Raw genomic sequence first — 21,540 nt, 5'->3', positions numbered from 1 at the left:
AATCCGCGCCGCCGACCGCCTGCCGCTGTCCGACGGAGCCCGGCCGACGGACGCCCCGACCCCCGCTCATTAGGCTTGATCGACCCGAACCGCGAGGAGCGACCCTTGGCATCCTGGACCGACCACGTCGTCTGGTGGCACGTCTACCCGCTCGGCTTCACGGGCGCGCCGCAGACCCGCGACGACCTCGCCGGGCCGGACGGCGGATCCCCCGCGCATCCCGATGCGCCACCCGCCCACCGCCTCGAGCGCCTGCGCGCCTGGCTCCCCTACCTCGTCGACCTCGGCGCCAACGGCCTGCTGCTCGGCCCGGTCTTCGACTCGGAGACCCACGGCTACGACACGCGCGACCACCTGCGGGTCGACCCGCGCCTCGGCGACGACGCCGACCTCGACGCGCTGCTCGTCGAGGCCTCGGAGCGCGGCGTGCGGGTGCTCCTCGACGGCGTCTTCAACCACGTCGGCCGCAGCCACCCGCGCTTCGCGCAGGCGCTGGCCGACGGCCCGGGGTCCGAGGCCGCGTCCTGGTTCCGCTGGGACGACGCCGGCGAGCCCGTCGGCTTCGAGGGTCACGGCGCGCTCGTCACGCTCGACCACGACTCCGAGGCCGTGCGCGCGCACGTGGCCGACGTGATGATCCACTGGCTCGACCGCGGCGTCTCCGGCTGGCGCCTCGACGCCGCCTACGCCGTCCCCGCGTCCTTCTGGGCCGCGGTCCTCCCGCGCGTCCGCGAGCGGCACCCCGACGCGTGGTTCGTCGGCGAGATGATCCACGGCGACTACGCGGGCTACGCCGCCGAGTCGACCATCGACTCGATCACGGCCTACGAGCTGTGGAAGTCGATCCGCAACTCCATCGCCGAGGGGAACCTGTTCGAGCTCGACTGGACGCTCACCCGGCATGCGGAGCTGCTGCCGTCCTTCACGCCGCAGACCTTCATCGGCAACCACGACGTGACGCGCATCGCCTCGGCGGTGGATCCGCGTCACCTCGGCCACGCGATCGCCCTCCTCCTGCTGCTCCCCGGCATCCCCTCGATCTACGCGGGCGACGAGCGCGGCCTCACCGGCGTGAAGGAGGACCGCGCGGGCGGCGACGACGCCGTGCGCCCCGAATACCCGGCCTCGCCCGACGACCTGCACGACGACGAGCACGCCGCGCGGATCCGCAGCCTGCACCAGGAGCTCGTCGGCCTCCGCCGGCGGCACGCCTGGTTGGTCGACGCGCGGATGGAGACGTCCGGCCTCACCAACACCGCGCTCACCATCACCCTGCGGCCGTCGGGGACGGGCGCGGCCGGCGGCGTGGCACCCGGATCGCCGGACGCGCTGCGTCTCGTGCTCAACATCGGGGACGGCCCCGTGGAGGTCGCGGGCTCGGCGGACGGTCGCGAGGCGGGCGACATCGCCGGCGACGGACGCGTCCCCGGGCACTCCTGGGCGGTGCTGGCCGGCGCGTAGCCGGATCCGGGCTGCGAGCCGCCACCGCACCGGTCCTCAGATGGCGCGGTGCGGCCAGCCGTAGACCTCGGCGAGGAGCGCGGCGCGGGCGGCGTGGGCCGCGGCCTCCTCCTGCGCCTCGGCGTCCGGATCCTCGTCCGCGGGAGCGAAGTGCCCGTCCGCGATCTCCGGCTCGTCGTCGTCGTCGAACGGCCGGTGCGTGAGCGGCCACTCGACGGCGGTGAGCGGAGGCCACACCGAGGGATCGGTGACGTCCGCCTCCCGTTCCCGCGGCTCGTCGTCGACATCCGCCTCGCACGCATCGGCGCCGAGGAGCTGCGCGTCGGCCGCATCCGGCTCCACCGCGCGCAGCCCCTCCCCGTCGCCGTACGGCGCGAAGAGGAACTGCGAGAAGTGGCGGGTCACGGCGTCAGGCTAGTAGTCCGCGGCTCCCAGGAACGGACCGATGGTCGGGTTGTGGAAGGCTGCCCACTACCTGTTCGCGGACGCCCGCCGGTCAGTCGCCCGAGCGTCCCGGCTGACCCAGCGGAACGGCCTCCGGACGCCCCACGGTGCTCCGGATCTCGCCCGTCGCGCCGGGGTCGAGGATCGCGTCCATGACCTCGAGCACGTGGAACGCGAGCTCGCCGGACGCCCGGTGCGGGACCCCGCGCCGGATCGCGTCGGCCATCTCCGCGAGGCCGCAGCCGCGGCCCGCGTCGACGAAGCCGGCGCTCGGCTCGACGTCCGCCCACTCGCGGTCGGCGGACGTCGCGACCTGCACGGGCCCGGAGAAGTGGTTGGGGTCCGGCACCGAGAGCGTGCCGGCGGTGCCGTACACCTCGATGTTCGGGATCCGCGTGGCCCAGATGTCGAAGCTCATCGTGACGGTGGATACCGCGCCCGACTCGTGCGTGAGCACGGCGCTCACGTGCGTGTCGACGGTGACGGGGATCTCGCGCGACTCGGGGTCGGACGCGGCCGAGCGCACGCGGTCGGAGCGCAGGGACGCGCCCTGCACGCGCGTGATCGGGCCGAGCAGCGTCACGAGGGCCGTGAGGTAGTACGGCCCCATGTCGAAGAGCGGTCCGGCGCCCGGCTGGTAGTAGAACGCGGGCGCCGGGTGCCACAGCTCGTGGCCGGGCGCGCCCCAGAAGGCGTTCGCCGCGACGGGTTCGCCGATCGTGCCCGCGTCGAGCACGGCGCGGGCCGTCTGGATCCCGGTGCCCAGCACGGTGTCCGGCGCGGATCCGACGCGCAGGCCCTTCTCCTCGGCGAGCCGGAGGATCGGCTCGGCCTCGGCGGGGCTGAGCGCGAGCGGCTTCTCGCCGTAGACGTGCTTGCCCGCCTCGAGCACGCGGAGGTCGACCTCGGCGTGGGCGGCGGGGATCGTGAGGTTCAGCACGGTGTCGATCCGCGGGTCGGCGATGAGGTCGTCGACGCTCAGCGCATCCACGCCCTGAGCCTCGGCGACGGTGCGCGCGCGGTCGAGGTCGAGGTCGGCCACGGCGACGAGCCGCACGCCCGGCAGGGTCTCGAACGCGGCGAAGTACTGCTCGCTGATCTTCCCGACGCCGATGATCCCGAGGGTCATCGCGTCGTCGTCGTGCGTCAGCGTGCTGCCCACAGGAGGCCCCTCTCGATGATGGTGCGGACGTTCGGGTCCTCGACGACCTCGATGCGGTGGCCGGGGGCGGAGACGAAGATGCGGCCCTCACCCCACTGGCGGGTCCAGATGGCGGGCGCGGTCACCGGGCGGTGCCACGGGTCCCACGGCCTGACGGTCTGCGTCGTGGTCGCGAGCACGTCGTTGTACTCGTCGCTCAGCACCCAGTACTGCTCCGTGACGAGGTCGAAGTCGGCGATCCCCTGCGTGATCTCGTGGGTGCGCCCGAGCTCGGTCATCTCGACCGTGTACGGGATGTAGTTGTCGGACTGCTCGCCCGTGCGCTCGGCCGGGTCCTTGCCCGCGTGGTGTGCGAACTGGCCGCCGATCATGTGCAGGTAGTCGGCCGTGTTCCGGTACGAGTCGGCGATGCCGCCGTGCCAGCCGGCCATGCCGGTGCCCGCGATGACGGCGGCGCGCAGGCCGGCCATCTCCTCGGGCTCGATGGTCGTCATGGTGTTGGCCTGCACGATCAGGTCGGTGGCGGCCATGACGTCGGCGTCGGCGTAGACGGCCGAGCCCTCCTCGACGCGCACCTCGAATCCGTTCTCCTCGAGGAACGGGATGAACAGGCCCGTGGTCTCCACGGGCATGTGGCCGTCCCAGCCTCCGCGGACGACGAGCGCCTTCCGGGTGGCGGTCACGCGAGCGCCGTCCGAATCGGGCGACCGCGGGGCGGGCGGGCATGCGTGCGGGGGATCTGCATCACTGGCGACTCCTTCGTCGGGCGCGACCTTGCGGCTGCCGCGCGCCTCGAACGCTACGCACCGGCGGTCGGGCGGGGCAAGGAGGGCGCCGCCGATCCGAAACGTTTCACTCGGGTGACGACACCGCGTCGGCCGCCGCGGGCGCGGCCGTGCTCGCGCGGACCACGAGCGCCGTCGCGAGGTCGAGCCGGGTGGGCTCCTCGCTCCGGCCCTCGCGGATCCGGAGCACCATGCGCGCCGCGGCCTCCGCCATCTCGCGGACGGGCTGCCGGATGGTGCTCAGCGCGGGCGAGACGATGCGGGCGAACGGGAGGTCGTCGTAGCCGAGCACGGAGAGGTCGTCGGGGATGCGGATCCCCCGCTCGCGCGCCGCCTCGTAGAGCCCGAGCGCCTGCTCGTCGTTGCCCGCGAAGATCGCGGTCGGTCGCTCGGCGCGGTCGAGCAGCTCGCCGCCCGCGCGGTGCCCGGCCGCCCGCCCGAAGTCGCCCTCGACCTCGACGAGCGACACGTCCGATCCAGCCGCCTCGAGCGCGCTGCGGAATCCCGACATGCGGGCCCGCGAGTAGAGGCGGTGCGGCGGACCGCTGATCGCGCCGATGCGCGTGTGCCCGAGCCCCAGCAGGTGCTCCCCTGCGGCGTGGCCGCCCTCCCAGTTGGTGGATCCGACGGCCGGCACGTCCGCGGCCGGCGACCCGGCGGGATCCACCACCACGAACGGGATGCCCCGGCTCCGCAGCTGCCGCTTCTGCGCGGGCGCGAGGTCGGAGAAGACGAGGACGAGGCCCATCGGCCGCCGCTGCATGACGCCCGCCATCCAGTCGCCGTCGAGGGCGTTGTCGCGCCCGTGCTCCGTGACGATGACGCTCAGCGCGTGCTCGCGCGCGACCGCCGAGACCCCGCGCAGCAGGTCGACGGAGAAGCCCGTGTCGACGACCTCCAGCACGATCTCTATCAGCGCGCCATGCGGCCGCTCGGCCCCGCGACGGCTGTAGCCGTGCAGCTCCATGAGCTCCTCGACGCGCGCACGGGTCGCGGGCGAGATGCCCTTGCGGCCGTTCAGGACCTTGCTGACGGTGCCGATGGACACGTTCGCCTCGCGCGCGATGAGGCCGAGGGTGGTGCCGGAGCCGTGCTCGGGGTCGGGCGACCGCGGCGCATCGGGAAACGTGTCGCTCATGGGGGTGATGCTAGGCCGATGCGCACGCATCGATGCGGGCCGGGTGCGGGGAGGGACGCCCCTAGGAGACGAGGCCGGGCATGGCGACCACCGCGTCGTCCACGGACGGCCTCCTCGGCGGGACGTTGGCCGGATGCACGTCCAGGTCGCTCGCGACCTCGACGGAGACGACGCGAGGGGCGAACGCATCGCCGTCCACGACGATCCAGCTGCCGACGAGGAGGAACGCGTCGTCGCCCGCGGTGAGCGGTCCCGTCACGTGGAAGGCACCGTAGGCGGGCTCGTCGAAGGTGACGCGCACCACGGTGCCGTGGTGGAGGTCGGCCACGGAGTCGGGCAGCCCGACCTGCGGCGGGAGGTCATCGCCCGGGCGGACGGAGAGCGCCTGGATCTCGCCGGCGGCGCCGAGCGCGGTGTCCGCGACGACCATCTGGCCGTTGGACGCGACGCGGACCGACCCGTCGACGGCGTAGAGGCCGTATCGCGGGGAACGGATGACGACGCTGACCAGGTCACCGGCCGACAGCGCGGACAGCGCGTCGCGGATGGCCTGCACATCGCGCCGAGAACGGCCCGTCGACAGCTGGTCGAGCATCTGGCGGTCCATGCGACGAGCGTACCGGCCCGCGCTCGCGCTCATGGACGGAGCGGCAGTGCCCCGGCGGCGATGGGAAGATGGCGGAGACGGTGGGATTTGAACCCACGGTACCCATACGGGTACTCCACCTTAGCAGGGTGGTGCACTAGGCCGAACTATGCGACGTCTCCAGACGTACCCGTCCACTGTACCTGACGCGGCGGCCCGCTCACATCCCCGCCCACCGGGACGCGGGCCCGAACGGGGGGTGCGGTTCGGTTGTCCCCCATTCGACGGACACGTAGTGTCTGTGTCGACGCGTGTGCCGGACCCGACCGGCTTACCCCCCGCGTGTCGATGTGTCAGCCCAGAGATGTCCCGCTCGCCCACGTGGCCGCGGCCCCGGATCCCCCGAACCGGCGCCGCTCACCCGCACGCACGCGACGACGTCGCGAGCCCCCCGTGGGCGAGAACACGAGATTCTCGTCCGGCGGAGGATTCGGGTCGAAAGCTGAACGAGATAGACGGGTCCCTGCTGCATAGGGTGTGCGGCGGGGCCCCGTCGCCCTCCCCGGTGCGCGGCGCGCGGCCGGGCGTCCGGCTGCGCTGGGCTCAGCCCTTGAAGGCCTTCGAGCAGGTGACGGTGCCGGCGTCCGTGCCCGTGACGGCCTCGGGCAGCACGGTCGGCGAGGACGACGCGGCGGGAGCGGATCCGCCGCCGGCGCCGGACGACGCGCTGGGAGCGGGCGTGGCCGTGGGCTGCGACGGCGTCTCGTCCACCGCGCCGAGGCCGGTGTTGCCGGCCTTCACCTCGAACGGGGCGTCCGTCTTGAGCAGCTGCATGAGCTGGTCGCCGTCGGTCTTCAACGGCTGGACCTTGCCGGCGTAGACGCCGGTGCCCGCGGTGGTGCCCGGGTACTGCAGGAAGTGCACCTGGTCGAGCGGGATGTCCTTGAGGGCCAGCGCCATGGACGCCATGGTCTGGTAGTCGAGCGAGGTCGAGCGCTGCATGTTGTCCACCGCAGCCTTGGCGAGGCCGTAGACGCGCGTGGGATCCGACAGCGTGCTCGACTGCTTCATTGTGCGCACGAGCGCCGAGAGGAAGACCTGCTGGTTGCTGATGCGGGCCAGGTCGCTGCCGTCGCCGACCGCGTGGCGGGTGCGGAGGAACTGCAGCGCCTGCTTGCCCTGCAACGGGGTCACGCCCGCGGGGAGGTCGAGGTCGGTGCGCTTGTCCTTGAGCGGGCTCGCGAGGCAGACGGGCACGCCGCCGACCGCGTTGGACATCTCGATGACTCCGTTGAACTCGATGAGGGCCGCGTAGGGGATGTCGAGCCCGGTGAACTGCGCGACGGTCTTCGCGACGCACGGCAGGCCGCCGTCGGAGAGCGCCGTGTTGAGCGGCGCGGCCGACTGGGCAGGAGCGGTGCCGGATCCGTCGCTGCGCGCGCAGGCGGGGATGGGCACGACCATGTCGCGCGGCAGGCTGACCACGCTGGCCTGCGAGTGGTCGGCGGAGACGTGCAGCACCATGTTGACGTCGTTGAGCGCGCCGTCGGTCTTGCCGTAGCCGTCGCCCTGGCCCTGGCGGGTATCGGATCCCGCGAGCAGGACGTTGAAGCCGCCGTCGAGCGCGCCGACGCCGACGGTGGTCTGCTCGGTGCCGTCGCTGATGTCGATGGTGTTCGCCTGGACGGACCTGTTCAGATCCCACAGCGCGATCGTGCCGACGGAGAGCCCGCTGACGAGCAGCACCGCGACGCCCATCGCGACGCCCTTGACTATCGTGCGCGCCGCGCTCGGGCGACCCAGCCGGCCGTGCCGGGCGATGACGGGGGCCGTGGCGGTTCGCCGGGGTCGCAGGGGCGCGTCGCTCATGCGGATCCTCTCCGGGCGGAGGGCGTGGGACTCCTACTACTTTTCGGAACCTGCCGGTCAGCCCTACATTCTGGGACTACCCCTGCAAGTCAATGACTCTACGGATGACTCTATGAGCTTCGCTACGGGGCAAAGCCCTGACCGTAGCCGGGCTCCCTGACCCGCCGCCGTACGTCCCCACAGCTACTCAGGCGCAGCCCACGACTGCCCAGGCTCCGAGTGCTCCCGAGACTCCTGCTCCTCTTCACTCAACGAGCCGTAGGGAGACCATGCATCAGCGTCCAAGATGCCCACGGCCTTGCAAAAGCTTCGCCCGTAGTCAGTGAGGTAAACCGCACCCCGCACTACTCGTATGTTCTCTCCGTGCTTGGCCTTCATACTGATGTATTCGTCATCCTTTTCAAGCCATTCGTATGCTCCGTCACGGGTCAGAATGTTTGCCATGTCAAGGTTGATGAGCCCCAACCGACGCCAATTTGTCAGATAAATGCTGATTCCATCGAATGTGTAATATTTATCCTCATCAGGCGCGATGAACCCCCATTTATATCCTCCGTTTGGTAGAAAACGGCCGTCCTCGTTACCCTTCGTGTAGTGATGTAATTGCACGACACCCCACACAGTTGCCGCGCGCCACATGGAGCGAAGAATAGCTGCTTCATCTGGCCCCAACTGGCTTATAACCTGCACAAAGGACGGATGGGTGCCCGATTCGCCGATCCTGTCGTCCATAGCACCGGCAATCAGGTTAAGATACAGGTCCCGTAAAGTTGGTTCATCAGCGACATTGCTTATGTTCTCCACCGCGGGGACGACGACGTACGCCTTCGGCTCCCGCACGTGCTCCTCAGGAATCTGCGCAACACGCTCTGCCAGTTGCTGAGGGAATACGTTCGCAAAGTAGTCCGACTTAAACTTCATCAGCATCCCAATGGGCTGCATAAATTTCAGCAAGACCACTTGCGATACCAGAGCCCGTTTGGCCCGTAGCTCCGCCGCCGCCGCAAAGTGTACGTTTGCCGACGCTTGTTTCGCCAGCTCGCTTTTAATATCGCTATCCGGGTCTAACGCATTCTTCGCCGAAGATATTGCTTTTGCACCGCCGGTAACTATGGGGAGTAACTCGCCGCCTGTCATGACCACACCCTACTACTGACCCTGAAGAGTTGAAAGTGCGAGTTATTCAGCGGAGTCACCCGCTCAGCCGACAACCCTTTCACGACCAACAAAAGGAAAGGTAAGGCCGCTCACGAGTAACGGACCCATAAAAGGCACGTCTTCAAATCGGACATATTAGATACACAAGACAGGGGCCCAGCTTTGTTTTCCAGGGCTGGAAGTCATGGCCCTATGAGAATGAGATGCAGGAATCAAGGGAAGAAGCGCAAATCATATCACGTGCGGAATGGGTGGAGAAGTACCGAGCCCTTGATTACGACTTCCCGGACTATTTCGGTGCGTACGATGCCCAATGAGAAACCAACACCTGACTACTTCCCGGCTCCCGAGCCTGACGAACTTATGCGATGGATGGACCTCGTCAACATGGAATACATCATCACAAAAGCGCTTTTCCCAGGATGGAATTACCTGAGTAGCGCCTTGGATGTTTGGGATGCTTTTGCTCCTGACGATTACATCTCCGGGGTCCAGGTAGTCATGCCTGCACAATAACTATAATGATGACTCTATGCGCCCCCTGTTCGGGTTCTGACCGGGCGGATAGCAGGCAGCTTGGGGCTTTCTCACGTGACAGCGGAGGGCGTGGGATTCGAACCCACGAGACATCTCTGCCCACCAGTTTTCAAGACTGGCTCCATCGGCCGCTCGGACAGCCCTCCCGATGCGCGCCCTCCCGCTGGGCGGGCGGGGCGATCGTGAAGGATCCTACCGGTGGCCGGTCGGCCCGCGGTGGTGCGGCCGGGTGACCGCGCGGGATGCGCCACTCTCGCACGAGGAGGATCAGAGGGAGCTGAACTCTCCCCAGGTGGGGAATCGGTGGTCGGCGGGCGTCAGAGGCGCGAGAGGACCGCGGCCGCGCCGTTCTCGGTGATGGGGCCCGTCACCTCGGTGGCGACGGCGATGACCTCCGCCGGCGCCTGGCCCATCGCGATGCCGCGGCCGTGCTCGCCGGCCCACTCCAGCATCTCGATGTCGTTCCGCCCGTCGCCCATGGCGATCACGTGCGTGCGGGCGATGCCGTGCAGCTCGCGCACGCGCTCCATGGCGGTGGCCTTGTTCACGCCGTCGGGCGCGATGTCGAGCCAGGCGGTCCAGCCGATGGAGTAGCTGACGCGGTGCAGGCCCATGCGCTCGACGACGTCCTGGAAGTCCTCCAGGTCGTGGCCGGGCGAGATGACGACGACGCGCGTCGCGGGCACGTGCAGCAGCTCCTCGAACTCGACCCGGCGGCCGTTGGCCTCGAGCGCGCCGTCCGGGAAGTCGCCGCCGGAGTAGAGGTACACGCCCTCCTCGTCCTCGACGGCGTAACGGCCGCTCGCGAGGTGGGGGCGGATCCGCTGCAGCACGTCGGCGGGGTCGAAGGTCTCGACGAAGCGGCGGGAGTACCCGGTGGGGGCGTCCGCGTCGCGCTCGAGCACGATCGCGCCGTTGGAGCACACCATGTAGCGCGGGTGGATCCCCAGGCGATCGACGATCGGCAGGGTGTCGGCGACCGAGCGTCCGGTGGAGGGCATGACCAGGTGGCCGATCTCCTCCATCCGCCGCACCTCGCGGATGACCGACTCGTCGAGCGACCCGTCCTCGCCGAGGAGGGTGCCGTCGATGTCGAGGGCGATGAGGAGGCGGTCGGCGTCGGACACCCGCGGGGTCATCGGGCGGCCTTCGCCGTGGCGGGTTCGAGGGCCTCGAGGCCGCCGAGGTAGGGCCGGAGCGCCTCGGGCACGCGCACGGAACCGTCCGCCTGCTGGTGGGTCTCGAGGATCGCGACGATCCAGCGCGTGGTCGCCAGCGTGCCGTTGAGCGTCGCGACGGGCGAGGTGCGGCCGTCCTCGCCGCGGAAGCGCGTGCCGAGGCGGCGGGCCTGGAACGTGGTGCAGTTCGAGGTGGAGGTGAGCTCGCGGTAGGCGCCCTGGGTGGGGACCCACGCCTCGACGTCGTACTTGCGGGCGGCGCTGGATCCGAGGTCGCCCGCCGCCGTGTCGATGACGCGGTAGGAGAGGCCGAGGTCCTGCATCATGCGCTCCTGCATCGCGAGGAGGCGCTCGTGCTCCGCCTCGGCGTCGGCCGGATCGACGTAGCTGAACATCTCGAGCTTCTGGAACTGGTGCACGCGGATGATGCCGCGGGTGTCCTTGCCGTAGGAGCCCGCCTCCTTGCGGTAGCAGGTCGACCAGCCGGCGTAGCGGATGGGGCCCTGGGCCAGGTCGAGGATCTCGTCGGCGTGGTACCCGGCGAGCGCCACCTCGCTCGTGCCCGTGAGGTAGAGGTCGTCGTCGTCGAGGTGGTACACCTCGTCGGCATGGGCGCCGAGGAAGCCGGTGCCGGCCATGATCTCGGGCTTCACCAGCGTGGGCGTGATGAGCGGCACGAGCCCGGCCTCGAGCGCGCGGGCCAGGCCGAAGTTCATCAGCGCGATCTCGAGCCGCGCGCCGATCCCCTTGAGGAAGTGGAAGCGGGCGCCGGACACCTTGGCACCGCGGCCCATGTCGATGGCGTCGAGGATCTCGCCGATCTCCAGGTGGTCCCGGGGGTCGAAGTCGAACGCCGGCTTCGCGCCGACCTCGCGCACGAGCGCCCAGTCGTCCTCGCCGCCCGCGGGGACGCCGTCGATGACGATGTTCGGGATCCGCCGCATCGCCTCGTCGAGGGCGGCCTCGGCCTCCTGCGCGCGCTCCTGCGCGGCGGTGACGCGGGCCTTCAGCTCCTGGACCTCCGCGATGAGGCGCGGCTTGTCGGCCTTGTCGGCCTTCGCGACGAGCTTGCCGTGCGCGTTCTGCTCGGCGCGGAGGCCCTCGAACTCGGTGACCGCCCGGCGGCGCTCGGAGTCCGCGGCGACCGCCTGGTCGACCGCCTCCACGGATGCGCCGCGCAGCGCCTGCGAGGCGATGACGAGGTCGGGATGGTCGCGGAGGGTCTGCGGATCGATCACCCCGTCACTCTAACGAAGCGGGTCGGGCGCGTCCGGGCGGGAACCGGACGACGGCGGTGCGTCAGGCGCCCGCGCCGGGCTCGGCCGAGACGATGCCGCGCAGCCAGTCGCGCGCCTCGAGGAAGACGTCGTCCTCGTAGCGGGCGCGGTAGGTGCTGGGCGTCCCGTCGGCTCGCGGGTACGAGCCGAGGAAGGTGACGCGGGGGCTGAAGCGGCGGATCCCGAGCAGGGCGTCGGCCACGCGCTCGTCGCTCACGTGCCCCTCCGCGTCGATGACGAACCGGTAGCGACCGAGCGCGTCGCCGATGGGCCGCGACTGGATGAGCGTGAGGTTCACGCCGCGGGTCGCGAACTGCTCGAGGAGGTCGAGCAGGGATCCGGCGCGGTCGTCGGGCAGCTCGACGATGAGGCTCGTCTTGTCGGCGCCCGTGCGCGCGGGCAGCGTGGTCGCGCGGCCGACGAGCACGAAGCGCGTGACGGCGTTCGGGTTGTCGCCGATGCCGCGGGCGACGGCCTCGAGCGGCTGGCTCTCGGTGATCTGCGGCGGCGCGATGGCGGCGTCGGCGATCCCGTCGTCCAGCAGCGACAGGGCCGCGGCCACGTTCGAGGACGCGGGCACGTGCCCGTGCGTGGGCAGCTCGCGCTCAAGGAAGCGGCGGCACTGCCCGTAGGCGACGGGGTGCGCGGCGACCGTGCGCACGTCGGCGAGCGCGGTGCCGGGGCGCACCACGAGGTCGAAGGACACCGGCACGAGGTGCTCGCTGAGGATCCGGAGGCCGGGGATGTTGGCGAGCGCGTCCTGCGTGGCCGTCACCCCGCCCTCGATCGAGTTCTCGATGGCGATCATGGCGGCGACCGAGGTGCCGGACACGACGTCGGCGAGCGCCTCCGAGGCGTTGTTGACCGCGCGCCAGGTGCGGCCTCGAGCGGCCTCCACCTGCTTGAGCGCGGCCTCCGTGAATGTGCCGGACGGGCCGAGGTAGCTGTAGGTCTCGTCGGGTCGCGGGGTCTCGGCCATGCCTGCACCCTAGATGGGAATCGGCGGGGGCCGGTGCCAGGATGGATCCATGCATGACCGCGCAGGCACCGCCGCCCTCCCGTCCGACCTCATCGACATCGACGAGCTGATCCGGGCGTACCACGAGCTCCACCCCGACGTGGAGGATCCGGAGCAGAAGGTGGCGTTCGGCACGAGCGGGCACCGCGGCAGCTCCCTGAAGACGGCGTTCAACGAGGACCACATCCTCGCGATCACGCAGGCGATCGTGGAGTACCGGGCCGAGCAGGGCATCACCGGCCCCCTGTTCATCGGACGCGACACCCACGGCCTGTCCAAGCCCGCCGAGGACACCGCGCTCGAGGTGCTCGTCGCCAACGGGGTGCGCGTGCTCGCCGACTCCCGCGACTCCTGGTGCCCCACCCCCGCCCTCTCCCACGCGATCCTCCGCTGGAACCGAGACGAGCAGCACGGCGACGACGACGTGGCCGACGGCATCGTCGTGACCCCCAGCCACAACCCGCCCGCCGACGGCGGCTTCAAGTACAACCCGCCGCACGGAGGCCCGGCCGACTCGGACGCCACCGGCTGGATCGCCTCGCGCGCCAACGCGATCATCGCGGGCGGACTCGTCGACGTGAAGCGCGTCCCGCTCGAGGAGGCCCGCGGGCGCGTCGAGGGCTACGACTTCCTCGGCCACTACGTGGACGACCTCGGCTCCATCATCGACTTGGAGGCGATCCGGAAGGCGGGCGTGCGCATCGGCGCCGACCCGCTCGGCGGCGCCTCGGTCGAGTACTGGGCCGCGATCGGCGAGCGCTACGGCCTCGACCTCGAGGTCGTGAACCCCGAGGTGGATCCCGCGTGGGCGTTCATGACGCTCGACTGGGACGGGAAGATCCGCATGGACCCGTCCTCCTCCTCCGCGATGGCGAGCGTGCTCGCGCGCAAGGACGACTTCGACATCCTCACCGGCAACGACGCCGACGCCGACCGCCACGGCATCGTCACGCCCGACGCCGGGCTGATGAACCCCAACCACTACCTCGCGGTCGCCATCGACTACCTCTACGCGCACCGCCCGAGCTGGCGCGCGGACGCCGCGATCGGCAAGACGCTCGTGTCCTCGAGCGTGATCGACCGCGTCGCCGAGTCGCTCGGCCGCCGCCTCTGGGAGGTGCCGGTGGGCTTCAAGTGGTTCGTGCCCGGCCTCATCGACGGATCCGTGGGCTTCGGCGGCGAGGAGTCCGCCGGCGCGAGCTTCCTCCGCATGGACGGCACGGTCTGGACCACGGACAAGGACGGGATCCTGCTGGCGCTCCTCGCCGCGGAGATCCTCGCGGTCACGGGGAAGACCCCGAGCGTCCTCTACCGCGAGCTCACCGAGCGCTTCGGCGACCCGGTGTACGAGCGCGTCGACGCCGCTGCGACCAAGGCGCAGAAGGCGACGCTCGGGAAGCTCGACGGCGACGCGATCACGGCCACCGAGGTCGCCGGGGATCCGATCACCGCCAAGCTCAGCAGCGCGCCCGGCAACGGCGCGGCCGTCGGCGGCGTCAAGGTCGTCACCGAGAACGCCTGGTTCGCCGCGCGCCCGAGCGGCACCGAGGACGTCTACAAGATCTACGCCGAGTCGTTCGTGGGCCTCGACCACCTGCACGCGGTGCAGGCGGAGGCCAAGCGGATCGTGGACGCGGCACTCGACGCGTGACGGGAGGTCGCGGATCCGGCCCCGCCCTGGGCGCGTTCGCATCCGAGGTGCTTACGCTGGGAGCATGCGCCATTCCGGGGATGTGGACGCGTTCGTGTGGGACGAGCCGTCGATGCATCCCGCCGACGGTCCCGCGGGCGCCGCGCCGGTCCTCGACCGGGACGTGCGGCTCCCGGACGGCCACGCACTCCGCCGGATCGTCGCCCTCACCGCGCTCCTCGGCGTCGTCATCGCCGGCATGGTCGTCACGCACGGCGACGGCCGCGGCCTCTGGCCGGACATCTTCTACGCCGCGGCGATCCACCTCGCGCTCATCGCCGTGATGCCGCGGGTCGACTCCGTGGTGCACGGGGCCGCCGTGCTCGTGTGGTGCACCGGGATCGAGCTGCTGCAGATCACGGGATGGCCCGCGCTGTGGGCGCTGCACGTGCCGCTCTGCCGCCTGCTGATCGGCACGGGCTTCGACCCGGTGGACCTCGCGGCCTACGCGGCGGGGGTCCTGCTCGTGCTGCTCGTCGACCGGCTGCTGCGCGCCGGGCGCGGGATCGGCGACGTGGGCTAGGCGACGCTCCAGAAGTGGACCTCGGCGCCCGGGTGCTCCGTGGTGATGGTCGCGTCGAGGTCGCGGTAGTCGTTGTCGAGGTTGTGGCCGACCATCTTGACGACGTTCCCGCCGTCCTTCGGCTCGATGGCCGAGACGATCTGCGTGTGGTCGGGCGAGGAGTTGCGGTTCCAGTCGAAGATGACGATGTCGCCGACCTTGAGCTGGTCGCGGTCGGCGAGCTCGAGGCGCTTCACGCCGAGCGTGGACGCGTTGGCCGCGAGCCACTTGTCGAAGGTGGGCACGTGGATCCACGCGTAGGTCCAGTCGGATCCGCCGCCGCGGTTGTGCCACTCGTTCGTCATCTGCCACCCGCGCTGGATGAGGCTCTGGCTGACGAAGTTCACGCAGTCGCCGCCGGACGGGTTGAAGTTCCCGTACTCCTCGAGGTTGTAGGCGTCCCAGTGGGCGAGCGCGTACTGGAGCTGCTTGTCGACGGGCGTCTGCGCGGCGTACGCGGCGGTCGCCGTGGTGAGCGGGGCGTCGCCGGCCATGACCTGGATGTCGGCGGAGCGATCCTCGTAGTCGGTCGATCGGGGTGCCACGACCGTGACGGATCCGTCGCCGGCGACCTGGAGGTCGGTGCCCGCGGTGCCCGCGAACATCACGGCGGTGGCACCGGAGAGGCCGGCGCCCGTGAGCGTGACGGTCTGGCCGCCGGACACGGAGAGCGACGCCGGTTCGACCGCGGAGACCGCGGGCGAGGACGCGGAGGCGGCGGGCTGGCCGTCGGCTCCGGCGCCGAGGGTCGCGCGCGGCGCCGGCTCCTGGCGGGTGCAGGCGGCGAGGACGGCGGTCACGGGGACCGCGAGCGCGGCGGCGAGGATGCTGCGGCGGCGGATGTCGGCGATCACGTGCTGCCTTCGGGGTAGATGGGTGGGCCCGGGATGCCGGACCCCCTCAGGGTAACCCCGGCCCCTGCGGATCGACTCCGCGCGACACCGCGCCTAGTGTGGCGGGATGAGCGTCGACGTGACCCACGACCCCGACGGCTCGCGCTACACGCTGTGGCTCGACGGCGAGCGCGCGGGCTTCGCGGACTACCTGATCCAGGGCGACCGCATCGTCTTCACCCACACGGAGGTCGACCCCGCCAAGCGGCGCGGCGGCCTCGGCGGGGAGCTGGTGCGGGCGGCGCTCGACGACGTGCGCGGCGGATCCCGGACGGTCGTGGCCGCGTGCCCGTTCGTCGCGGAGTGGATCGACGAGCACCCCGACTACCGGGAGCTGCTCGAGCGGGGCTGAGCCGGTGCGCTCGCGAGGCGCACGCATGCGCCTCGCGAGTCCGCTCCCCCCGACGGGTCTCCCCGTCGCCCGCGGTCGCGAGCGGAGCCTCCGGGGAGGTTCGATCGGACCGCTGTCGCCGCTCGGCCCCGCGGGGCCGGAAGGACGACGTGGTGACTCTAGGCGCGCGGATCCGGGAGCCGGTCGCGGCCGTCGCCCGGCGGACAGGTCCGACATGGAGCGGACATCCGGGCTTCGCCAGGCGGACAGTCCCCCGTTCAGGGGACGCGCGTGAGCCACTCCGGCGTCGAGAACTTGTCCTCCACGAGCTGGCGGGTCTTCGCCCACTCCTCGGGAGTGACCCGCCCCGGCTTCCCGCCGTAGAGGCCCGTGAACGTGTCCTTCATCCGGTCGATGATGTCGGCGCGGCTCATGCCCGTCTGGCTGCGGAGCGGATCCACGCGCTTGGCGGCGCTGGTGATGCCCTTGTCGCTGATCTTCTCGCGGCCGATGCGGAGCACCTGCACCATCTTCTCGCCGTCCATGTCGTAGCTCATGGTGACGTGGTGCAGCACGGCGCCCGCGCCCAACCGCTTCTGCGCGGCGCCGCCGATCTTGCCGGTGGGGCTCGTGATGTCGTTGAGCGGCTGGTACGAGGCGTCGATGCCCAGCGAGCGGAGCGCGGTGATGACCCACTCGTCGAGGTAGGCGTAGGAGTCCGCGAAGGTCATGCCCTGCACGAGGTCGACGGGCGCGTAGATCGAATAGGTGATGACCGCGCCGGCCTCCATGTACATGGCGCCTCCGCCCGAGACCCGGCGCACGACGTCGAAGCCGTGGGCCGCGGCCTGCTCGGCGTCGACCTCGTTGCGGAGCGACTGGAAGCTGCCGATGACGACGGCCGGCTGCTCCCACTCCCAGATGCGCAGCGTCGGGTTCCGGCGACCGGCGCCGACCTCCTCGGCGAGCACCTGGTCGAGCGCCATCTGCTCGACGGGCCGGTAGGCGCGGTCGTGGATGACCTCCCACTCGTAGTCGCCCCAGTTCGTGGCGCGCGCGAGCGAGCGTCGGATTGCGACCGCGACGGCCTCGGGCGAGAAGCCGAGGAGCACCGCCTGCGGCGGGAGCGCGCGACGGATGGCGGCGGCGATCGCGTTGGCGTCGCTGTCCTCCGGGAGGCCGTTCACCGCGCCGTCGATGGCCTCGAGCGCGTCGTCCGGCTCGAGGAAGAAGTCGCCCGCCAGGCGGAAGTCGGAGATGCGCCCGTCGGTCACGTCCAGGTCGACCACGACGAGCTTGCCGCCGGGGACCTTGTACTCACCATGCATCCACCCAGCCTAGGCCGCGGCACCGGCCGCGCACGGATCCCGGATCACCACCGCCTGGGCGATGTGGGACGGTGGAGCGTGCGCATCACCTGGGCTGCCATCCGCCTCCTCACCGCCCTGACCATCCTGGTCGCCGTCGCGAGCCAGTACGTCGTCAGCTCCTCCTACTGGCGGAGCATCGGGGTCGAGGGGATCTGGGGCAAGACCATCGACTTCCTCATGTACTTCACGATCGAGTCGAACCTGCTGGCGGCCGCCGTGATGGCGGTCGGCGCGGTGCGGCTGCTGAGGCGGGCGCCCGCGCCCGGCCGCGGCTGGACGACGCTCCGGCTGGCGGCGACCACGTACATGGTCACCACCGGCATCGTCTACAACCTGCTGCTGCGCGGCCTGCCGACGATCCCCGGCGGCAACCTCCCGTGGTCGAACGAGGTGCTGCACGTGGCCGTGCCGCTGCTCGTGCTCGCCGACTGGCTGCTCGCGCCCGACCGCCGGGCGCTCGGCTACGGCGCGGTCGGCCGCGTCGTGGTCTTCCCGCTCGTGTGGGTCGCCGTCACGCTCGCGCGCGGGCCGTTCACGGGCAACCAGGTGACGGGGGCGGCGACGTACTACCCGTACCCCTTCCTGGATCCCGCGACGGGCGGCGGCGGATACGGGACGGTCGCGGTCTGGGTGCTCGTCATCGCGGCGCTGATCTGCGGACTGACGCTCCTCCTGACGTGGGCCGGCCGTCGCGCGTCCCGCGCTCCGGCGGTCTGATCGGGCTCTCCCCAGCCGGCCGTCGTTCGAACATGCGTTCGAACATCCGGGCTATGCTCGCGCCATGAGCATCGCATTCCAGGCCTCCCTCTTCGACGACCTCCAGGCGGAGCCGGGCATCGGGGCGCTCGGCGCGGAGGTGGAGCGCCTGGACCTGGGACAGGGCGCGTGGCTCGACATCCGGCCCGGCTGGGTCAGCGACTCCGACGCGCTGTTCGAGCGCCTCGTGGAGGACGTGGAGTGGACGGCGGACACGCGGCTCATGCACGGCCGCACGGTCGAGGTGCCGCGCCTCCTGTCGTGGTTCGGGCCGCGCGCGCCCCTGCCCGCGCCCGTCCTCGTCGAGGCGCGCGATGCGCTCAACGAGCACTACGGCCGCCCGCCCGGGCAGGTGCTCGAGACCGCGGGACTGTGCTTCTACCGCACGGGCGACGACAGCGTCGCGTGGCACGGCGACCGCGTGGGGCGCGCCATCGACCGCGACACCATGGTCGCCATCGTCTCGGTGGGCGCGGCGCGCACGCTGTCGCTGCGGCCGAAGGGCGGCGGCGAGGTGCGGCGGTTCCCGCTCGGGCACGGCGACCTCGTCGTCATGGGCGGCAGCGCGCAGCGCACGCACGAGCACGCCATCCTCAAGACCCAGAAGGCCGTCGGGCCGCGCATCAGCATCCAGTTCCGGCCGGTCTGGCCCGCCTGACGCGCGAGGCCCGAGCCGCTCCCACCCCCCCCCCGTTCAGGGGGTGTTCCCCGGGCGATCACCGGAGGTGACGCGCCGTTCCCCCTCGGCGCGCATACTCGCCGACGACAGCGACGTCCCGTCGTCGACAGCGACGTCCCGCCGCTGTCGGCGACATCGACGGCCCGGGCGCGATCCGCATCGGGCGTCCCTCCCGTCGCCGCCCTCCCCGCGACGCATCTCCGCAGCACCCTCTCCGCACCGCCTCTCTCCGCAGCATCCCTCCCCGTCACGTGCGCGCGACTCGTCGCCCGCACCGTGATCCCGTCCGCGCGCCCGCCGTCGGGCGACCGCGCTTGGAAGAAGGACATCGCCCGTGAGCACCTCCCACCTCGACCAGCTACCCGACGACCACGCCGGGAGCGCCGGCATCGACGCCGCCCCTCCCCTGGATCCCACGCACGCCTACCGCGGCGGGATCCGCCCCGGCGTGAGCCGCCGCACCCTCCTCATGAGCGGAGCCGCCGCGATCATGGCCGGCGTCGCCGCCGGATCCGCGACGGGCACCGCGAGCGCCACCGCCGCGACGGCGGCCACGCGACGGAACCTCACCCGGTCGATCGCGGACGTCGAGCACGTCGTGATCCTCATGCAGGAGAACCGCTCCTTCGACCACTACTACGGCACCTTCCCCGGCGTCCGCGGCTTCAGCGACAAGCAGGCGGTCGAGTACCCCGGCGGCGGTTCGGTCTTCGCCCAGCCCGACGCCACCCGCACGGACGGCGGCCACCTGCTCCCGTTCCCCCTCGACTCCGCGAACCACAACGCGCAAGGAGCAGGCAGCCTCAACCACTCGTGGAAGGGCGGGCACGCGGCCTGGAACGAGGGCGCGTGGGACAACTGGGTCGTCGCCAAGACGCAGCAGACGATGGGGTACTTCACGAAGGAGGACGTGCCCTTCCACCACGCCCTCGCCTCGGCGTTCACGATCGCCGACCACTACCACTGCTCGCTCATCGGCCCGACGACCCCGAACCGCCTCTACCAGTGGACCGGCACCATCGACCCGGAGGGCAAGGCGGGCGGGCCGATCATCAGCAACCCGGAGCCCTACGAGCCGGTCTTCCGCTGGACCACCTACCAGGAGCGCCTGCACCAGGCGGGCATCACCTGGAGGACCTACGCCAACGACGAGGTCGGGGACCCGGACAAGGCGCCGTACGTCGGCGACTACGGCTGCAACCCGCTCTGGCAGTTCCAGCAGTACCACGACGCGTTCGCGTCGTCGGATCCCGCGGTGCGCCAGCTCGCCATCGACGGCGGCCTGCACGACGGCTGGAAGCCGGACTCGGGCAGGGGCCTCGACGTGTCCTACCTGCTGGAGCAGTTCGGCGCCGACGCGGCCGCGAACACGCTCCCCCAGGTCTCGTACGTCGTGTCGCCCTACGGCTGGAGCGAGCACCCCGAGGCGAGCCCGGACTACGGCGCGCACTACACGAACGCGGTCATCCACGCGCTCATGAGCAACCCCGACACGTGGGCCAGCACCGTCCTGCTCCTCAACTACGACGAGAACGACGGCTACTTCGACCACATGCTGCCGCCGCTCGCCGAGCCCGGCACGCGGGACGAGTACGTCGGCGGCCTGCCCATCGGCTACGGCACGCGCGTCCCGCTCACCGTCGTCTCGCCGTGGAGCCGCGGCGGCTGGGTCGACTCGCAGGTGTTCGACCACACCTCGATCATCCGGTTCCTCGAGACCTGGACGGGCGTCCACGAGCCCAACATCTCCGACTGGCGCCGCACCGTGTCCGGCGACCTCACCTCGTGCTTCGACTTCGCCCACCCCGACTTCTCGATCCCCACCGCCGACCAGGTCCTGCCGCTCAGCGAGACCCGCATGCTCCTCGCGGCGGCGGACGCGGACCTCGCCAAGCCGCCCGTGCAGGAGCCGGCCGCGGGTGCGCAGGTGATGCCGTCCCAGGATCAGGGCACCATGCGCCGCCGGTCGCTCCCCTACCGCCAGGACGCCGACGTGACGGTCGACCGCGGCACCGGGAGGGTCACGCTGACGATGCGCAACCCGGGCACCCAGGGGGTGTCGCACCAGGTGTTCCCCAACATCGCGCTGCCCTTCACCAGCACGCCGTTCACGCTGCCGCCGAGCGGCTCGGCGACGTACACCTGGGACAGCGCGGCGCACGCGGGCGCCTACGACTTCAGCGTCTACGGGCCCGACCGGTTCCTCCGCCGCTTCGCCGGCACCGTGATCCCCACGACGGCCGGCGACGTGCCCGTGCCCGCCGTCCGGGCCGAGGCCGTCGCGGACGGCAAGCCCTACCTGCGGCTGACGCTCGGGAACGAGGGCTCGCCCTCGGTGGACTACACGATGACGTCGAACGACTTCATCGAGCGCGTGCGGCACGAGACCGTGAAGCCCGGCCGCAGCACGACCGTCAGGTGGCCGCTCGACCGGTGGGGCTACTACGACGTGATCGTCGAGGCGCCCGGCGGCTTCCGCCACCGCTTCGCCGGCCGCGTCGAGTAGCCCGCGTCGCCCGCGCTCCGAGGAGCGCGGGCGACGCCGCTGCCTGTTCAGGGATCGTTCCCACCCGCGTCACGCCAGGTGACGCGCTGTTCCGACGGCGGCCGCATACTCGCGCCTGGCACGGCGTCGTCCCCGCGCGA

Annotated in this window: 19 protein-coding genes and 2 tRNA genes; 7 read left to right on the top strand and 14 right to left on the bottom strand. The window is 71.1% G+C overall.

Translation table 11 applies throughout. The features are described 5' to 3' along the window. Nucleotides 1-105: 105 nt before the first annotated feature. Nucleotides 106-1,461, top strand: coding sequence for an alpha-amylase family protein (locus KYT88_RS02510; protein WP_043585367.1), 1,356 nt, complete (start codon nt 106-108; stop codon nt 1,459-1,461). A gap of 36 nt (nt 1,462-1,497) precedes the next feature. Here KYT88_RS02510 and KYT88_RS02505 read toward each other — a convergent pair whose 3' ends face one another. From KYT88_RS02505 to pheA, 12 genes are all read right to left on the bottom strand, one after another. Then, nucleotides 1,498-1,866 (bottom strand): hypothetical protein, encoded by a 369-nt coding sequence (locus KYT88_RS02505; RefSeq protein WP_043585369.1) that lies wholly within the window; start codon nt 1,864-1,866, stop codon nt 1,498-1,500. Between the two features lie 91 nt (nt 1,867-1,957). After that, a complete protein-coding gene (locus KYT88_RS02500) occupies nt 1,958-3,034 on the bottom strand; it encodes a Gfo/Idh/MocA family protein (RefSeq protein ID WP_043585844.1) in 1,077 nt (358 codons plus the stop codon). A 17-nt stretch (nt 3,035-3,051) separates the two neighbouring features. Beyond that, nucleotides 3,052-3,750, bottom strand: coding sequence for a ThuA domain-containing protein (locus tag KYT88_RS02495; protein WP_043585371.1), 699 nt, complete (start codon nt 3,748-3,750; stop codon nt 3,052-3,054). A 169-nt stretch (nt 3,751-3,919) separates the two neighbouring features. Beyond that, nucleotides 3,920-4,990 (bottom strand): LacI family DNA-binding transcriptional regulator, encoded by a 1,071-nt coding sequence (locus tag KYT88_RS02490; protein ID WP_043585382.1) that lies wholly within the window; start codon nt 4,988-4,990, stop codon nt 3,920-3,922. A gap of 61 nt (nt 4,991-5,051) precedes the next feature. Next, on the bottom strand, nt 5,052-5,597 hold the full coding sequence (locus KYT88_RS02485) for a hypothetical protein (protein WP_237583749.1): 546 nt from the start codon (nt 5,595-5,597) through the stop codon (nt 5,052-5,054). 69 nt (nt 5,598-5,666) lie between these two features. After that, nucleotides 5,667-5,758 (bottom strand) — tRNA-Ser (locus KYT88_RS02480). A gap of 421 nt (nt 5,759-6,179) precedes the next feature. Beyond that, the gene (locus KYT88_RS02475; protein ID WP_043585383.1) at nt 6,180-7,445 is read right to left on the bottom strand and encodes an LCP family protein; all 1,266 of its coding nucleotides are present in this window, start codon (nt 7,443-7,445) and stop codon (nt 6,180-6,182) included. 183 nt (nt 7,446-7,628) lie between these two features. Next, nucleotides 7,629-8,582 carry a DUF4393 domain-containing protein gene (locus tag KYT88_RS02470; RefSeq protein WP_081840921.1) on the bottom strand — a complete coding sequence of 318 codons (954 nt, stop codon included), beginning with the start codon at nt 8,580-8,582 and terminating at the stop codon, nt 7,629-7,631. 619 nt (nt 8,583-9,201) lie between these two features. Beyond that, nucleotides 9,202-9,286, bottom strand: a tRNA-Ser gene (locus KYT88_RS02465). Nucleotides 9,287-9,457: 171 nt separating this feature from the next. Next, nucleotides 9,458-10,279 carry an HAD family hydrolase gene (locus tag KYT88_RS02460; protein WP_043585384.1) on the bottom strand — a complete coding sequence of 274 codons (822 nt, stop codon included), beginning with the start codon at nt 10,277-10,279 and terminating at the stop codon, nt 9,458-9,460. Further along, nucleotides 10,276-11,556: a serine--tRNA ligase gene (gene serS, locus KYT88_RS02455; RefSeq protein WP_043585386.1), complete on the bottom strand. Its 1,281-nt coding sequence runs from the start codon at nt 11,554-11,556 to the stop codon at nt 10,276-10,278. The genes KYT88_RS02460 and serS overlap by 4 nt, the downstream gene beginning before the upstream one ends. A gap of 61 nt (nt 11,557-11,617) precedes the next feature. After that, the gene (pheA, locus tag KYT88_RS02450) at nt 11,618-12,574 is read right to left on the bottom strand and encodes a prephenate dehydratase (protein ID WP_043585388.1); all 957 of its coding nucleotides are present in this window, start codon (nt 12,572-12,574) and stop codon (nt 11,618-11,620) included. A 49-nt stretch (nt 12,575-12,623) separates the two neighbouring features. On the opposite strand from pheA, the gene pgm reads away from it, so the two are divergent. Continuing rightward, nucleotides 12,624-14,264 carry a phosphoglucomutase (alpha-D-glucose-1,6-bisphosphate-dependent) gene (gene pgm, locus KYT88_RS02445; RefSeq protein WP_043585390.1) on the top strand — a complete coding sequence of 547 codons (1,641 nt, stop codon included), beginning with the start codon at nt 12,624-12,626 and terminating at the stop codon, nt 14,262-14,264. A gap of 64 nt (nt 14,265-14,328) precedes the next feature. Next, the gene (locus KYT88_RS02440) at nt 14,329-14,826 is read left to right on the top strand and encodes a ribosomal maturation YjgA family protein (RefSeq protein ID WP_043585393.1); all 498 of its coding nucleotides are present in this window, start codon (nt 14,329-14,331) and stop codon (nt 14,824-14,826) included. Here the strand turns inward: KYT88_RS02440 and KYT88_RS02435 are convergent. Continuing rightward, nucleotides 14,823-15,719, bottom strand: a complete 897-nt coding sequence (locus KYT88_RS02435) for an amidase domain-containing protein (RefSeq protein ID WP_043585395.1) — start codon at nt 15,717-15,719, stop codon at nt 14,823-14,825. The two genes, KYT88_RS02440 and KYT88_RS02435, sit on opposite strands and share 4 nt — an antisense overlap. 106 nt (nt 15,720-15,825) lie before the next feature. Here KYT88_RS02435 and KYT88_RS02430 point away from each other — a divergent pair, with 106 nt between their 5' ends. Further along, entirely contained in the window at nt 15,826-16,110 is a 285-nt protein-coding gene (locus KYT88_RS02430; RefSeq protein ID WP_011931728.1) for a GNAT family N-acetyltransferase, read from the top strand. A 257-nt stretch (nt 16,111-16,367) separates the two neighbouring features. Here the strand turns inward: KYT88_RS02430 and lplAB are convergent, their stop codons facing one another. Next, entirely contained in the window at nt 16,368-17,417 is a 1,050-nt protein-coding gene (gene lplAB / locus KYT88_RS02425) for a lipoate-protein ligase LplAB (protein WP_043585397.1), read from the bottom strand. A gap of 78 nt (nt 17,418-17,495) precedes the next feature. Here lplAB and KYT88_RS02420 point away from each other — a divergent pair, with 78 nt between their 5' ends. The 3 genes from KYT88_RS02420 to KYT88_RS02410 all read left to right on the top strand — a co-directional run bounded on the left by KYT88_RS02420 (nt 17,496) and on the right by KYT88_RS02410 (nt 21,400). Continuing rightward, the gene (locus KYT88_RS02420; RefSeq protein WP_051629327.1) at nt 17,496-18,176 is read left to right on the top strand and encodes a Pr6Pr family membrane protein; all 681 of its coding nucleotides are present in this window, start codon (nt 17,496-17,498) and stop codon (nt 18,174-18,176) included. 64 nt (nt 18,177-18,240) lie between these two features. After that, nucleotides 18,241-18,873 (top strand): alpha-ketoglutarate-dependent dioxygenase AlkB, encoded by a 633-nt coding sequence (locus KYT88_RS02415; RefSeq protein ID WP_043585401.1) that lies wholly within the window; start codon nt 18,241-18,243, stop codon nt 18,871-18,873. 355 nt (nt 18,874-19,228) lie between these two features. After that, on the top strand, nt 19,229-21,400 hold the full coding sequence (locus KYT88_RS02410) for a phosphocholine-specific phospholipase C (protein ID WP_043585403.1): 2,172 nt from the start codon (nt 19,229-19,231) through the stop codon (nt 21,398-21,400). Nucleotides 21,401-21,540: the final 140 nt, after the last annotated feature.

This window comes from Clavibacter sp. A6099 (genome assembly GCF_021919125.1).
GTDB lineage: Bacteria > Actinomycetota > Actinomycetes > Actinomycetales > Microbacteriaceae > Clavibacter > Clavibacter seminis.
The sequence above is the reverse complement of the archived record's forward strand: the minus strand, read 5'-3'. Positions and strand labels throughout refer to the sequence as shown.